10 protein-coding genes and 3 pseudogenes are annotated in these 14,991 nt (G+C 67.0%); 6 read left to right on the top strand and 7 right to left on the bottom strand.

Features of this window, described 5'->3' with window-relative positions:
• Positions 1–4: 4 nt before the first annotated feature.
• Complete coding sequence (locus V9G19_RS20785; protein ID WP_462287312.1) at positions 5–1,762, bottom strand: CocE/NonD family hydrolase; 1,758 nt, start codon at positions 1,760–1,762, stop codon at positions 5–7.
• 73 nt (positions 1,763–1,835) lie between these two features.
• Between V9G19_RS20785 and V9G19_RS20780 the strand changes: the two are divergent.
• From V9G19_RS20780 to V9G19_RS20765, 4 genes and pseudogenes are all read left to right on the top strand, one after another.
• A pseudogene (locus tag V9G19_RS20780) lies at positions 1,836–4,293 on the top strand (2-hydroxyacyl-CoA dehydratase subunit D).
• 41 nt (positions 4,294–4,334) lie between these two features.
• A pseudogene (locus tag V9G19_RS20775) lies at positions 4,335–4,871 on the top strand (acyl-CoA dehydratase activase); the annotation flags it as partial.
• A 37-nt stretch (positions 4,872–4,908) separates the two neighbouring features.
• Positions 4,909–5,280, top strand: coding sequence for a BadF/BadG/BcrA/BcrD ATPase family protein (locus V9G19_RS20770; protein ID WP_462287311.1), 372 nt, complete (start codon positions 4,909–4,911; stop codon positions 5,278–5,280).
• On the top strand, positions 5,241–6,119 hold the full coding sequence (locus tag V9G19_RS20765) for a PaaI family thioesterase (RefSeq protein ID WP_462287310.1): 879 nt from the start codon (positions 5,241–5,243) through the stop codon (positions 6,117–6,119). Before V9G19_RS20770 ends, V9G19_RS20765 begins: the two co-directional genes overlap by 40 nt.
• A 31-nt stretch (positions 6,120–6,150) precedes the next feature.
• On the opposite strand, the gene V9G19_RS20760 is transcribed toward V9G19_RS20765, so the two are convergent.
• Positions 6,151–6,483: an AMP-binding enzyme gene (locus tag V9G19_RS20760; protein WP_462287610.1), complete on the bottom strand. Its 333-nt coding sequence runs from the start codon at positions 6,481–6,483 to the stop codon at positions 6,151–6,153.
• A 144-nt stretch (positions 6,484–6,627) separates the two neighbouring features.
• A pseudogene (locus tag V9G19_RS20755) lies at positions 6,628–7,794 on the bottom strand (AMP-binding protein); the annotation flags it as partial.
• Positions 7,795–7,926: 132 nt separating this feature from the next.
• On the opposite strand from V9G19_RS20755, the gene V9G19_RS20750 reads away from it, so the two are divergent.
• On the top strand, positions 7,927–8,730 hold the full coding sequence (locus tag V9G19_RS20750; protein WP_462287309.1) for an SDR family NAD(P)-dependent oxidoreductase: 804 nt from the start codon (positions 7,927–7,929) through the stop codon (positions 8,728–8,730).
• Between the two features lie 3 nt (positions 8,731–8,733).
• On the opposite strand, the gene V9G19_RS20745 is transcribed toward V9G19_RS20750, so the two are convergent.
• Positions 8,734–9,894, bottom strand: a complete 1,161-nt coding sequence (locus V9G19_RS20745) for an acyl-CoA dehydrogenase family protein (RefSeq protein WP_462287308.1) — start codon at positions 9,892–9,894, stop codon at positions 8,734–8,736.
• A 79-nt stretch (positions 9,895–9,973) separates the two neighbouring features.
• Here V9G19_RS20745 and V9G19_RS20740 point away from each other — a divergent pair, with 79 nt between their 5' ends.
• On the top strand, positions 9,974–10,849 hold the full coding sequence (locus V9G19_RS20740) for a PaaX family transcriptional regulator (RefSeq protein WP_462287307.1): 876 nt from the start codon (positions 9,974–9,976) through the stop codon (positions 10,847–10,849).
• On the opposite strand, the gene V9G19_RS20735 is transcribed toward V9G19_RS20740, so the two are convergent.
• From V9G19_RS20735 to V9G19_RS20725, 3 genes are all read right to left on the bottom strand, one after another.
• Positions 10,833–12,476: an AMP-binding protein gene (locus tag V9G19_RS20735; protein WP_462287306.1), complete on the bottom strand. Its 1,644-nt coding sequence runs from the start codon at positions 12,474–12,476 to the stop codon at positions 10,833–10,835. The two genes, V9G19_RS20740 and V9G19_RS20735, sit on opposite strands and share 17 nt — an antisense overlap.
• Positions 12,477–12,544: 68 nt before the next feature.
• Positions 12,545–13,501 (bottom strand): alpha/beta fold hydrolase, encoded by a 957-nt coding sequence (locus tag V9G19_RS20730; RefSeq protein WP_462287305.1) that lies wholly within the window; start codon positions 13,499–13,501, stop codon positions 12,545–12,547.
• Positions 13,498–14,928: a wax ester/triacylglycerol synthase domain-containing protein gene (locus V9G19_RS20725; RefSeq protein ID WP_462287304.1), complete on the bottom strand. Its 1,431-nt coding sequence runs from the start codon at positions 14,926–14,928 to the stop codon at positions 13,498–13,500. Before V9G19_RS20725 ends, V9G19_RS20730 begins: the two co-directional genes overlap by 4 nt.
• Positions 14,929–14,991 lie beyond the last annotated feature (63 nt).

Below are 14,991 nucleotides of genomic sequence, written 5' to 3'. Positions count from 1 at the left end.
TGAATCAGGCCTGGCTCCTGCCCGTCGCTGACCCGCCCGGGGCCGCCGGAACCGAGAGCTCGATTCGGGACGGATGGGCGTCGTCGTGGAAGATCTGGAAGTCACAGCGGCGCATGGTCAACCCGGTTCCGAGCGGCTCGCCGGTGCCGAGGTTGCGGGCATAGCGCGGGAAGGCGCCGCCGGCGACCTGGACCCTGATCCGGTGGCCGGCGGCGAATCGGTATGCCGTGGGCCACAGTTCGAGGTTCAACTCGACGATGCCCTCCTCGCCGAGGCGCACGTCAGCGGCTGTCATCGTGGCGGGGTGGAGGCGCCGGATGCCGTCGACGACATTACGAGACACTCCCTTCTCGTCGACATCACAGACCCGGATGAAGACGTCGGCATGCGGCAGGCTCGTCCGCACGTAAATGCGCGCATCGACCTGCCCGACGACGTCGAGATCAGCCGGCAGCGGGTCGCCAGTGAACACCAGGACGTCGGCGCGCTCTTCGACGTCCCCGTTGTCGGCCTGCTTGCCGGGCGGGTTGAGCATCGGGCCCCCGACCGATGGGGTCGGGTCCCCGGGGTCGTAGGTGAACCTGCTCGTGGGCGAGCGTCCACTTGGCGGCTCTTGGCCGAGCGTGCCTCCCGGACCGAGATGTAGCTGTAGCGAACGACTCTGCGGCGGCGGCCAGCTCGGGAGGTCGAGCCACGTGTCGGGACCCTGCAGGAGGATCCGGACCGGGGCGCCGGTAGGCGCGGGTCCCCCGTCGAGGTGGTGATCGAGCCAGGCGAGGTCGCGGGTGATGCTCTCTCGCGCCGCTCCGGGCTCGACGTGCATCCACGGTCCGATGACGAGCCGGGTGGGCACGCCTGCGGCGACGAGGCGCTCGTGGTCGTGCAATTGCTCCCGGAGGAACAGATCCCACCACCCGGTGACAATGGACGTCGGCGGCATCGCCGTGAGATCGGCATGACTGTGATCGCTCACGTCCCAAAAGCTGGTGTCGTCCGGGTCGGCGAAGGCCACGAAATCGCGCCAGAAGGGCACCGGTCCGCCCGTCACCGCAACATCGACGGCCTGCAGCGGCAACTTCTTAGCTGCCCGGCGAACGCGTAGCATCCGCGTGGGGTCGGGCAGGATCGCCCGCAGCGGTGCCCGCGTCTCCTGCCCGGCGATTTGTGACGTCCACAGCAGTGCGTTGAGGAGTTGCGGGACCCCATTGTCATAGAGCGCGAAGGCGATCCGGGCGGCCGTGACCGCTGGGGATACACACGCGAGAGGAGGCTCCGCATAGGGGGCGATTGCCCACTGCGTGTGCCCGAAGTAGCTCGCGCCGAGCATCGCCACCCGGCCGTCGCACCACGGCTGGGCTCGCAGCCAGGCGAGCGTGGCCATCCCGTCCTCGTGCTCGGTGGTGAACGGGCGGAACTGCCCCCCGGAGCCGAACGTCCCGCGCGTGGACTGGATGAAAACCTGGTGGCCGCGGCGAGCCAGGACATCGCCATACATCGCGCCCACCACCCCGCGCCTGCCATAGGGGACCCGAATCAGCACGGTGGGGCGAGGGTCGCCCCCCTCTTGCCGGTCAGTGTCGGGGCGGTAGAGATCTCCGAGTAAGGTCACGCCCTCCTCCAGTGGAGTCGTGACGTCGGTGTAGAGCGTGTAGGCCGCCGACACGTGTGGCAGCCGGAGGACGGCGTCCACGGTTCGGGCCCGGAGCCGATCGCCAGGCCGGTCGACCCGGCGAGACTGGCCGGAACTCGTCTCACCCAACATAAGACACTCCTTGTGACGCAGTTGCTAGCTATGTAGAATAACGTGGACGCACGAGTGCGAAGGGACCACGATCATGACCGAAGCATTGCAGCGCCTGACGCAAGTTGCAGCGGATCCCGACTCCTACGTCCGGTCGTGGAAGCACGATTGTCCAGGTCGCCTGGTCGCCGGCGTCTTCCCCATGAACTTCCCCGAGGAACTCTTGTATGCCGCCGGTGTGCTTCCGGTCGTCATCCAGGAGAACGACGAACCCGACACCGAGGGCCGGGTCGCCCTCGCGGAGTTCTACTGTGGCTACACCCGCAATCTTGCCGACCAGGCCGCCAAGGGGCGCCTCGCGATCTACGACGCCTTCTTCGACGCCGACCACTGCGTCCAATTGCTGGGAGCAGTCGACGTGATCCGCCACCGGGCGCCGGACAAGCCCCACCACTTCGGCCAGTTCATCGCCTCGATGGGCGAGCCGTCGACTCCGGGCCGGATCCGGGCCGTCCTGCAGGACATCGTCGACCAGGTAGAAGCCTGCGCGGGGGCGCCACTGGACACGGGCCGGCTCGCCGAGAGCATCCGGATCTACAACACCGACCGCCGCCTGCTCCACCAGATCTTCGATGATCGCCGCGATGGCCGGATCGACTTGTCCGCCAAGCAAGTCCAGGACCTCGTCAAGTCGTCCATGGTCATGGACAAGGCCGAACACGTGGCCTTGCTGGAACAGGTGTTGGCCGATCCACCGATGGCAGCGCACGAGACGGCGCCGGTGCGGGTGCACCTGTCCGGGCACTTCTGCCATGCCCCGAAAAGGCAACTCTTCGACCTCATCGAGGACTGCGGCGCGGTCGTCGTCGACGACGATCTCTATCACGGCCGCCGCTACATCACCACCGATGTGCGCGAGGACATCGATCCCGTCGATGCCCTGGCGCGGTGGTATTTCGACCGGAACGTCAACGTCCCGTGCGGCACCCGCGTCCAGCACGACGCCGACTGGGACGCCTATCTCGACCGTGTCGTCCACGAGTCGCGAGCCGATGCCGTCATCGTCCTGATGCCGAAGTTCTGCGAGCCGCACATGCTCATGTATCCCGAGTTGAAGCGCATGATGGACGCCCGCGGCATACCCCACCTGCTCATCGAGACCGAGCACGAGGGCATGCCGATGGAGCACCGGCCTGACCCCCACGAGGAGCACCCGATGACGACGACGAGCCACAGCACCGTGCGGCGGATGGAGTCCAGCCGATCCGGAGCGAAGCTGATCACCGACTACTGGGACAACATCTTCAACGCCCATGACCGTGGCGCAAAAGTGGTGTGGTACAACGGATCGGCCCTGAACCCGATCTTCCAGGCCGCCGGTCTGGAGTGGTGCCACGGCGAGGCCTTCTCGGCCCGGCTGGCGGCGCTGCACCTGGAGGGTCCGGCGCAACTCGCCGGCCAGGAATACGGCTATATCAACGAGCTGTGTTCCTATTCGCGCACCCACCTCGGCTGCGCCGTGCTCAGCCTCGGCCGCAGCGAGGCGGCCAGCGAGACCGGGGTCGTCGATGCGCACGATCAGGCCGAACTGGCGAGCAAACTCCCGCTGCCCGACTTCTTCGTCAACGGCTACTCCGGCTGCAGCACCGGCCAGCAGTGGGACGAGGTCTCCTATCGGATCTTCGGCAAGCGGGTGCCGATCTTCAATGTCAACATCCCCTACCTGTGGAGCAACAAGCCCGACGCCACCTATCTCGGCGGCCAGGAATGGGAGGACGCGACCGACTTCGTCGTCGGCCAGCTGCGCGAGCTGATCACCTTCATCGAAGGCCAAACCGGCACCCCTTTCGACTGGGATGTGTTGTCGCAGAGCATGTCCTACATCCGTCAGGCCTCGGAGGCGCGCCTCGCGGGGATGGCCCTGTGCGCCAACAAGCCAACCCCTGCCACCTATTGGGACTGGATCGGCAGCGTCGCCCATATCAACTTTCCTCCCCGGCACCCCGGAGCTCGTCACCTATTTCGAGGCGATCCGCGACGAGATCGCCGCTCGCGTGGAAAACGGCATACCGGCCCTGGAGAACGAGCGCTACCGGCTCTATTTCGACGGCATCATGAACTGGAACAAGCTCGGCTTCCTCGCCCGGCGGTTCGCCGAGTTCGACGCGGCGGTCATCTGTGGCCGCTACACCCACTCCTCGTTCTGGCAGGAGCCGCAGCTGATCGACCCCGAGGACCCGTTGCGGGGGATGGCCCAGCACTACCTGCTGTGCCCGATCAACCACAGCTTCAAGAACCTCGAACACCTTATGCTGCGCGACTGCGAGCGCTTCGGCATCGACGGCCTGGTCTTCCACTCCACCCGCACCTGCCGGGCGTTCACCAATCCGATGACCATGCTCGGGACCTCGGCGCGGGAGAAGCTCGGCATCCCGTCGATGACCTTCGAGGGCGATGTCGCCGACGCGTCCTTCTACAAGGACGAGGTCCTGGAGAGCCGGCTGGTCGCGATGTTGGAGAGCATCGACGTCCGCCGCGCCAAGGCCGGCTAGCCCCAATTCACCGCCACGACAAGCCAACCCCGAGGATCGGTATGCCGCTACGCACCATGGGGGTCGACCTCGGCTCGACGACGGCCAAGGCGGTCGTCGTCGACGAGTCGGGAGTCATGCTCGCTCATCGTGTGGTCCAGATGGGCGCGGTCAGCCGGAAGGCGGTCGAGGTCGCCATCGACGGCGTCCTTGCCGATGCCGGACTGACCCGAGATGCCCTGGACAAGGTGGTCGCCACCGGCTACGGCCGCCGGCTTGTCCCGGGCGTCGATCGCACGTTCACCGAAATCACCTGCCACGCACGCGGAGTCGCGGCGATGTGCCCCGGCGTCGCGCTCGTCGTGGATATCGGCGGCCAGGACAGCAAGGCGATCGCCGTCGACGCCGTCGGGCTTGTGGACAACTTCGCGATGAACGATCGCTGCGCGAGCGGGACGGGGCGTTTCTTCGACGTGCTCGCCCGCGCCCTGGGCGTCGAACTCGGCGACCTGGACGACCTGGCCCTGGCTGGAACCGAGGATCTCGAGGTCTCCAGCATGTGCGCGACCTTCGCCGAGACCGAGATCATCTCCCCTGCTCGCCGAGGGCGCCGAGCCGGCGGATATCGCGGCCTCCGTGCACCGTTCGGTCGCCGCGCGGACGGTGGGCCTGGTCTCCCAGGCCGGCAAGAAGGAGCCGGTCGTCATGACCGGTGGGGTGGCGCGCAGCCGGGCCGCGGTGTATTTCCTCGGCCAGGCCTTGCGGGTCCCGATCGAGGTCCCCGACCATCCGCAGATCAGCGGGGCCTATGGCGCCGCCCTGCTCGCGCTCGAGTCGCTCCAGGGTGAGACCACCGTCATCGGGCAGGCCGTCGACCGCGACCACGTGCACACCGGCACCTCCACTGGCCGGGACTGCACGAGCTGCACGCACGGCCGAAACCGGTTCCAGCCCATCGACATCGAGCTATGGACCGACGCCGTGGCCCCGGATCGGCGGGCGCCGTGACCGGCGAGTTCCAGCCGCTGTTCATCGCCGAGAGCCGGCCCGAGCTGGTCTTCGGCGTCGCCACGGTCGAGCAGGACGAGCTGGTCCTCTCCTCGACGATGCCGGTGCGTTCCTTTCACGCCGGCCCGGACGGCACCGTCGCGGCCGGATCGCTCGGCGTGCTCATCGACAATGTCATCGGGTATGCCGCCATGCTCCACCGTCCGGTGGACCATTGGTCGGTCACGACAGAGATGTCGGTGGACCTGTGCCGACCGCTGCCGTCGTTCGGTGCGGTCCGGGCCGTCGGCGTCGCGGAGCACACGAGCGGTCACGGCTCGATCTCCTCCGGCCGCATCCTCGACGACTCCGGGCGCCTTCTCGGCCTGTGCCGTCAGCACGCCCGGTTCATCGAGCAACTGCCGCCGGCCACGCTCTCCGGTGAGGTCGGCGACGCGCCCCTGCCCTCCGGGCAGCCCGGTGCCACCGTGCTGGACCTGCTCCACGCCACCCTGAGGCCCGATGCGGGGGTCAGCACCCTGGACTGGGTTTCCGGGATCGACACAAGCAACCCTCTCGGCAATGTGCACGGGGGAATCACCTTGTGTGCCGCGGAGATTGCGGGGTCGTCGGCGATTCGGTCCGTCTCGCCCGGGTTGGTGACCGCGTCCATCCACGTCTGCTATCTGCGGGCCATCCCCGCGGGAACCGCGCTGCGCTTCACGGGCACCTGCACCCATCCTGGCCGCAGTTTCGCCGTCGCGCACGTCAAAGCAACAGGACCGGACGAGCGCCTCTATGCCACCGCGACGATCACCGCCGGCGTCCGCGGCGCCGACGAGATCGTGGAAGACGAGTAGGCCCGGTCGATTCGGGTGCGTGTGGGTTGACCTAGTTCGTCCAGGCGCTGGCCGTGCGCTGGACGAAGGTCAGCCCGCCGGCAGCCGCCTGCTCGCGCAGGGCGAATTTTTGCACCTTGCCGGTCGTCGTCATCGGCAGCGCGTCGACGAACGCCCAATAGACGGGTGTCTTGTGCGGGGCGAGCTGGCCCTTGAGGAAGTCGCTCAGGTCGTCGGGGCTCGGTGCGTCTGCACCGGGGGCCAGGGTCACGATGGCCGCGATCTGCTCACCCCACTTCTCGTCCGGCAGCCCGATCACCGATACCATGGACAGCGCCGGGTGGGCCTCGAGGGCGTGCTCGATCTCGGCGGGATAGAGGTTCATTCCGCCGCGGATGATCATGTCCTTGATCCGCCCGGTGACCTTGACGAAGCCGCGGTCGTCCATGGCGCCGAGGTCGCCCATATGTAGCCACCCATCCCTGTCGATGGTTTCGGCTGTCTCGGCCGGAAGATTGTAGTAGCCCTGCATGTTCTGGTAGCCGCGGCAACAGATCTCGCCTTGCTCGCCGAGTGCCACCGGCTCGCCGGTATTGAGGTCGGCGATCTTGACCTCGAGCTGAGGGAGCGGCTGGCCGACCGTCTCCGACTGGTCCTCCGGGGAGTCCCAGACGCGGGTCTGCGTGATAACTCCGTGAGTCTCGGTCTGCCCGAAGAGAATCGTGAACTGGCAGTTCAGGGTCTCGGTCGTGCGCCGCACGAGCGACGCTGGCACGGCCGAGGCTCAGCTAAGGACCGTCTGGATGCTCGACAGGTCACGAGTGTGCAGGTCCGGGTGGTTCAAGATCGCCAACAGCATCGTGGGCACGAGCAGGGAGTGCGTTCCGCGGTAGGCCTCGAAGGCTTCCATCACCTGCGCCGGGTCGAAGCCCGGAAGTAGGACGAAGGTGCCACGCTCCGACCAGGCGCCGAAAGACGTCACCGCGCCACCGCCGATGTGATACATGGGCATCGCGTTGACATAGACGCCACCGTCCGACATGCCGGCGCGCTCGGCCACGAACGTCGCCTCGTTGACCAGGCCCATGTGGTGGAGCATCGCTCCCTTGGGGAATCCGGTTGTCCCGGAGGTGTATTGGACATGGATCAGGTCGTATGGTCCCGGTTCGGACAGCGGCCGGGTGGGATCCCCGCTCGCGATGAAGTCCTCCCAGGCGGAAAAGGAGATCACCTCTCGCAACTGCGGCAGTTCGGGCCGGATGTCCTCGACCATGCCCCGCATGTCGAACCCGCGGTGCTCGTCCACGACGAACACCGCAGACGACCCGGACTGCTCCAAGACGAAGGACACCTCCCTGGCGCGGTATGCCGGGTTCAGCGCGACGACGACCATTCCGGCCATGATGATGCCTTGTTGCAGGATCACCCACTCCGCCGAGTTGGGCGCCCAGATCGCGATCCGGTCTCCGGGCTCGAAGCGCTCGAGGAGGGCGCGGGCGACGCGCTCGATGTCAGCGAGGAATTCGGCGTACGTCCACTCGCGACGAGCGGCACTGTCCTCGACGAAGTCGACGAGGGCCAACCGGTCGGGAACCGTTGCGGCAGCGTGACGGATGGTCTCGCACACCGTGATCTCGCGGACGTTCCCCGGCTCGGCGGGGAAGTGGGATATGGACAGCGATGGCGTCGACGTCATTGACGATTCCTCGGGTGGGTTGGTCTGATCCGGAGATCGGTGCAAAGGTATGACCGTAGCGTCATACTACAATCAGGAAAATTCGGTTGCAATGTCTGTAAAGTTTCAGGTCGTCCTTCCAGGAGATTCGTCGTGTCAGAGCCCGCCGCCGCTGTGCCCGTCGTCCGTGACTACCCCGAATCGAGGGTCGTCATCGCTGGAGGCACCTCCGGCGTCGGCCTAGCCAGCGCCCTCGAATTCGTGACCGCCGGCGTCCGCAGGCTCGTGCTGCTCGGGCGGAATCCCGAGCGGGGCGAGGCCGCTCGGCAGCAGGTCGCGTGCAGTTGCCCGGACGCCCAGGTGCACTTCATCCCCGTCGACGCCGAGGATCACGCGCAGGCCCAGGCGGCGATCGAGCAAGCGCATGACGTCTTGGGCCGCATCGACGTTCTCGTCAACAGCACTACGGCCGGCTACCGGCCGGAGCTGCTGCACCGGATTCCGTTGGCGGATGTCGGTGGCATCCTGACTCGCCAAGCACTTCCGCCGCTCTTCCTCACTCGCGCCGTCTTGCCGATCATGCGTGCTCAGCACGGCGGCAGCATCGTCAATATCGCCTCGGACGCGGCGAAGGTGACGACTCCGGGCGAGTCCGTGCTCGGTGCCGCCATGGCGGCGATCGTCATGTTCTCCCGGACGGCTGCGATCGAGGCCAAGCGCGACGGCATCCGGGTGAATGTGCTCACGCCCTCGCTCATCGCGGGCACGATCACGGCGGAAGGCGTTCTGTCGGAAGGCTTTTCCAAGAGGCTCTTCGAGAAGGCCGCCACCATGGCCCACCTCGGCGTCTGCGAACCCGAGGACCTCGCCCACGTCGTCGTCTTCCTCAGCGGCCCGGGCGCCGCCCGGCTGACCGGCCAGGCGATCAGCGTCAACGGCGGCATCTCGGCCGCCTAAGCCTCACCGGCCGTAAGGCACGAAGTCCCGGCCGAAGCGTTCGCGGGCGATGATGATCTTTTGGATCTGCGCGGTGCCATCGGCGATCTCGACGGCCATGACGTCCCGCAGGCGTTGCTCCAGCCCATATTCCACGGCGTACCCGTAATGTCCGTGCAGGAGTAAGCATTCCTTGACTGCGGCACTCGCCATCGCGGGTCCGAACCACTTGGCCATCGCCGCTTCGGCCGTATGCCGCTGGCCCGCGTCCCGACGCCACAACGCCTCGTAGCACAGCAGCCGGGCCGCGTGCAGTTGCGTTGCGTGCTCGGCGAGTGGGAACGACACACCCTCGTTGCGCGCCAGAGGCGCGCCGAAGGCGTCGCGGTCCCGGACGTACTGCACGGTCTCGTCCAGGCACGCATAGGCCGCGCCAATGCCGGTCAAGACGAGCAACGGCCGGGTGAAATCGAAGCCCGCGAGCACGCTGCGGAAGGCCGAACCCTCGGCGCCGATCAGCGCCTCGGCGGGGACTCGCACATCATCGAGGTGCAAGATCCCCCGGCCCATCGGCACCCAGCCGGTGTCGGGGATATCGGATTTCGTCAGGCCATCGCTGTCCAGGTCGATCAGGAAGGCCGAGATGCCCAGATCTCGACCGTCACGGAAGGTACGCGCAGTGACGATCATGGCCTCGGCATGGGCAAGCATCGTCACGGAGGTCTTCTCCCCGTTGAGCACATAGCCGTGCTCGTCGGCGACTGCGGTCGTGACCAGGGCCCCGGCATCGGAACCGGCATGCGGCTCCGTCAGTCCGAACGCGATATAGCTGCGACCGGCGATCAATGGCCCGAGCCAACGCTCGCGGGTCGCCGACGAGCCGTGCTGCGCGATCAGTGCGCTCATCAGTAGCGCCGGGATCACCGCATTGGCGACGTTGAAATCGGCATACGCCAACTCCTCGACGGCCAGCCCCGCCGCGACGTGCGTGCCTGCCTCGAGCGGGCTGTGATCGGGTCCGGCGAGCAGCCCCAGCACCCCCAGGTCGGCGACCTGCCGGTGGATGTCCCACGGAAAGCGCGTGCTGCGTGCCCGCTCGAGGTATCCCGGTGCGAGTTCCCGCCGCGCCCACCTCCGAACGGTGTCCCGGATCGCGCGCTGATCCTCGTTCAGACCGAAATCCATCGCCTGACACTCCTTAAGACTCGATCACGTATCGTGTCAATCATTGCGGCAAGCTGCCTACCCGGAGGGAACCTCGGTCATGACGAAGGTGGCGTTCCCCGGCCAGCGCGACACGCTGGCCGGACTGACGGCGGGGAGCGCCCGCTCGCTGCTGTTCACCGTGCTCGGCGTCATGACCTGGCCGGTGGGTGGATCGGTGCGCACGGCAACGCTCGTGCAGATCCTTGACGGGCTGGGAATCGAAGAGCAGACCGCCCGGCAGGCGATCGCGCGAGCGGCGGCGTCTGACTGGATCGTTCCCGAGCGCCGTGGTCGCGAGGTCAGCTGGAGCCTCAGCGCGCGATTGGTCGCGATCTTCCGCGACGGTGTCGCCCGGGTCAGCTCGGTCAGTGACCCGTATGCCGAGTGGGACGGTCGCTGGCTGGCGGTCCTGGTCACCATTCCGCACGAACTGCGTGCCAGCCGTCGACCGCTCTACGCGGGCTTGACCTGGGCCGGTTTTGGTGATCCGGCGCCCGGGGTATGGGTCACGCCGCACACAGAACGCGCGCCCGAGGTCGCGGCGCTCGTCGCCCAGCTGGGTCTGCGAGAGCACGCGATCGCCGTGGCCGGGACGGTGGAGTCGATCGGGATGTCTCCCGAAGAAGTCGTCGCCCGTGGCTGGGATCTGGAGGAACCTCGCCAGCGCTATCACGCCGTCGAAGAAATGCTTGATCACCTCGATCCGAGGAGCCCGGAGCAGGTCCTCCTTGCTCATGTCCGCGCGATGAACGCCTGGCAGGAGTTCCCGCGCTTTGACCCGCAGTTGCCGGAAGCCTTGCTGCCCAACTGGATCGGGCGTCGAGTATCGCAACGGATGGAGGAGTTGAGTTCGCGATGGACGGCCATCGTCCACGCGCGCTACCGCGACCTGGAGGGGGCTGACCCGCCTCGAAAGCTCAGGCCTGGGCATTGAGCTTGTCGGCGACCAGTCCCCGCAGAATGTGCTTTTGCACCTTGCCGGTGGCGGTCATCGGGAAGGCGTCGGTGACCTCGATCCGCTCGGGGAGCTTCTGCGTGGCGACTCCGTGCGTACGCAGATGCTCGTTGAGATCCTCCAGGGTCAGCTCTGCCCCGGGTTTGGGGATGACGTAGACACAGACCTTTTCGCCGAGGCGCTCGTCGGGCATCGCGACAGCGGCGACATTTGCCACGCCTGGGGCGGTGAGCAGGTGGTCCTCGATCTCCCGGGCAGAGATGTTCATGCCGCCGCGGATGATGATGTCCTTCAGGCGGCCGGTCACCCGGACGAAGCCGTCGGCATCCATCCGACCGAGGTCACCGGACCGGGACATCCCGTCGGGTGTGAACAGCTTCGCCGTCTCTACCTCATCGGCGTGATAGCCGAGCATGTGACTTGGACCTCGGTAGGCGATATCGCCCTCCTCGCCAGGGGGCAGGGCATTGCCGTCCTCGCCGACAATCTGAACTTCCGCGTGGGCGCAATGCCGGCCGTCGGAGGTCACCGACTTCTCCGTCGGGTCGGTGATGTCGACCATCGTCGTGACGTAATTCTCGGAGCGGCCGTAGAGGCTCAGCACTTTGCCCCTGTGGAACATGGCATTTGCGGCTTCGACAACCGACCCCGGGATCGGGGACCCGGCACACACCCACGCCCGGAAGCTGGACACATCATGCTTGTCGGCGTCATAGACGGAAAGGAGCATCTGCAAGAAGGGCGTGGCCGTGACCGCACAGGTGATGCCATGCTCGATGATGCGCTGCATGCCGGCATTCGGCTCCCAGGCCTCCATGAAATGCGACGATGCCCCGCAGACCAGCGGGATCATGATGCTCGTGATCATCCCCGTGCTGTGGGTGGCCGGCGAGGGACCGAACTGGACGTCGTTCTCGGTGTACTGCAGGCCATCCCGCATCGCCAGCGCCGTTGACCGCGCCGTGTTGACCGTGTGCACACACCCTTTCGGACGTGAGGTCGTGCCGGAGGTGTAGACGATCAGCAGGGGCTCGTCAGGACCCCGGTCCGGACCGGTCTCCGCTTCGAGGTCGGCGATGTCGCCGTCAACGAGCAAGTCCTCGAACCGGTTGGCGCCCGCCACGTCCTTCCCCCGGACAACCCAAATCTGCCCGACTGCCGGGTTGTCGCTTCGGAGGTCACGGAACATCGCGAGGTAGTCGAACTTGCCGAACTCCCCGGCCGTGATGACGGCTTTGGCGCCGGAGTGCTCCAGGCAGTAGCCCACCTCGTTACCCCGGTAGATCGGCATGATCGGAACCAGGACGGCGCCGGCTCGGTTGATGCCGAAAGCCGCGAGGGCGAACTCGGCGAAGTTGGGGAGCTGGACGGCGACGCGCTCGCCGGGCTGGATGCCTGCCCGCCGCAACCCCGCCGCGAGCCGGATCGAGGCCTCGAGCATCTGACCGTAGGTGTAGCTCGTGGTGCTGTCGAAGATGAAGACCTTGTCCGGTCGCTGCTCGGCCTGGCGCGCCAGCGTCTCTCCGAGGGTTTCCGGCAGCCACACTCCCTCCGCGTAGTAGCGCTCGACGTCTTCGGCCGAGTATCGGTCGCTCACCTGCAGCATGGCCGTCTCACTCCTTCGGGAATTTTGGTCAGACCATATCTTTGACAAGACCGAAAGCGCAAGTGTCGTCAGGGCGCGATGTGTTCGGCCACGGCCAGTCCGACCGCCCTGGGGTTGTGCAGCCAGGGGGCGTGACCCGCGTTTGGGAACCGCAACAAGCGACAGTCGCGGATCGCGACGATGGACGCGGCGGCGGCCGCCGCGGTATGGAAGGCGTCGTCGTCGCCCCAGGCGAGCATGGTCGGTTGACTCATTCTGGCCAGTTCGTCGGTCGAGACGGCAACCCCGGCGCGAAGCCGGTTGCCCCGGATCAGATTGCGGAAGTAGCTCGCGATGCTTTCTGGGTTCCCGGGCCGCGAAGCCATCAGCCGTCCCGCGGTGATCATCGCGCGCGGCACGTCGCGGAAGGCTCCCGGCCCGAGGACGAACGCCTCGTTGGTTCGCACGAACGCGCCGTCGGTGAGGTGGGTAGCCAGCACCCTGGCCCCGACCTTGGGCAAGGCGAGGATCTTCATCAGATGGGCCGGCTTGGCCCCGTCGAACGCCGCCCCGGGGGCACCCAGCAGGACCACCCGCCGCACCTGAGCCGCCAGATCCAAGGCCGCGTAGACGCTGAACTGGGCGCCAAGGGAGTGGCCGACCAGATCGACGCGGTGGATCCCCAACTCGTCCATCAGCGAGTCCATCACGCTGACCGCGAAGCGGCGCAGGTCGGTGCCATTGGGAAGCATGCACGGTGCGGATAATCCGTGCCCGGGCCAATCAACGGCGATCACCCGGCGCTCGCGCAGGTAGGGCAGCAGCGGCGCTGCCAACACCTGCATGGAGCCGATGCCGTGCAGCAACAAGATGGGCGGCAGGTTGCGGTGTTCGTCGCCGAAGACCTGCAGTCGGACCAGATGACGGCCCACCGGAGAACGAACGACGACCTCATCCTCAATCCGGCGGGCGTCAAAGTGGGCATAGCACTCCGCCTCGTGCGCCCGGATCTCGGTATCGACGGAAGCGGTCGCCTGGGGGGTCACGTGGCGCTCTCGGCGGGCTTGGGTTGCCGGCCGAGGGCAACGACTTCCTCGAAGCCGTCCCGCAGGCAGCGCTGCAGCTGCTCGACGTCGGCAAAGACGTGGGGATTGACGTTCAAGGCAACACAGCAGGTGCCGTTGTACGTGATCATGGCCGCCATCACGGCGACCCCGGGCCGGGGGCCGAGGGGATACATGCCGAGGATCTCGCTGCCGGCGATGTAGCACGGCTGGCCGATCCCGCGGATGTTCGAGACCTGCATGTCCGACGAAGTTGTCGCCGTCGCGGAGATCTCGCTGATCAGCGCCGATGGGAGTTTGGAGATGACCGGGGAGATCTCGGCGAGAATGCCGATCGCCGGTTCTGTGCGTGCGGTCGTCACCTGCTCGCGGACGAGGTGCATACGCCGGACTGGATCTTCTTCGGCGAGAGGGGCATTGAAGAGTGCGCCGGTGAATCGGTTTCCCCCGCCGGGATCGTTCTCTTGGCGCAGGCTGATCGGCATGCCGATGGGGATCTCCTCGACCATCACGTCGTTGGCCTCGTGATAGCGCCGCAGGCCGCCGAGCATCGCGGCGACAAAGGCGTCGTTGAGAGAGCACCCGGCCGCGCGACCTCCGGCACGCAGGTCGTCCAAGGGAACATCGAGGCGGAGAAAGCGCGCCCCGAGGCCGGCATCATCGAGGAGCGGCGAGCGCGGAACACGCCGGGGCGAGAGCACCCTGCGGGCGCTGGCGGCATACCGGATCGGCCGGGTGAGCGTGTCCACTGGTGAGGTGACCAGCGAACTCGTCAGATCCAGTCCCGACCGGGCCAGGTGCAACCCTCTCCGGGGGGCCTGCTCGACCACCTCGCGGGCGCGCTCGGTGAGCAGGCTGACCGGCGTGTAACTGCGGCGAGCAACAGGCGCGACCGTATGCCGGATCGGACTGGGGCGACTGGTCGGCGAATGGGCGTGGCCGAGCAGCTGCACCAGCCCCAGGCCGTCGCTCATGCTGTGATGGAACTTCAGCAGGTATGCCGCTCGGCCGCCCTCGAGGCCGCTGATCAACGTCGCCTCCCACGGCGGCCGGGCGCGATCGAGCGGCCGGTGGAAGATGGACTCGACGCACTCCATCAGCTGTCGCTCGGTTCCGGGGTCGTGCAGCCGCGTCCGGTGAACGTGCAGCTCGAGGGTGAAGTGCGGGTCGATTGACCAGGCCGGCTCGGTGAGCGGGAGCAGGGGTTCGACGATGCGCTCGCGCAGGCGCGGAATGGCGGCGACCGCCCGCTCGTGGCCGGCATAGAACCGGTCCCACTCGGGTTCGGAGTCCAGAATCTCCAGGAGAACCCCACCGGAGCGGGTTCGTGGATCGGCCTCCGCCCGCCACATGACGGCGTCCCACCCGCTCAGCCGAGCGGGTCCGCCCCAGCTCTCCGCGTTCGTCACCGGTGGCCTCGATCCATTATTGGCTGTATGGTAAGACCAATTCTATAGCCCGGTCGATGCAGC

The sequence above is a fragment of the Nostocoides sp. genome, assembly GCF_037045025.1.
GTDB lineage: Bacteria > Actinomycetota > Actinomycetes > Actinomycetales > Dermatophilaceae > Nostocoides_A.
This window is presented reverse-complemented; position numbering and strand designations above follow the sequence as displayed.

Excerpts from the sequence above, each read along its gene's own strand:
- V9G19_RS20735 (WP_462287306.1), bottom strand. The coding sequence starts at position 12,476 with ATGCTGCAGGTGAGCGACCGATACTCGGCCGAAGACGTCGAGCGCTAC.
- V9G19_RS20745 (WP_462287308.1), bottom strand. The coding sequence starts at position 9,894 with ATGGATTTCGGTCTGAACGAGGATCAGCGCGCGATCCGGGACACCGTT.
- V9G19_RS20760 (WP_462287610.1), bottom strand. The coding sequence starts at position 6,483 with ATGAACCTCTATCCCGCCGAGATCGAGCACGCCCTCGAGGCCCACCCG.
- V9G19_RS20740 (WP_462287307.1), top strand. The coding sequence starts at position 9,974 with ATGACGAAGGTGGCGTTCCCCGGCCAGCGCGACACGCTGGCCGGACTG.
- V9G19_RS20765 (WP_462287310.1), top strand. The coding sequence starts at position 5,241 with ATGGACCGACGCCGTGGCCCCGGATCGGCGGGCGCCGTGACCGGCGAG.
- V9G19_RS20785 (WP_462287312.1), bottom strand. The coding sequence starts at position 1,762 with ATGTTGGGTGAGACGAGTTCCGGCCAGTCTCGCCGGGTCGACCGGCCT.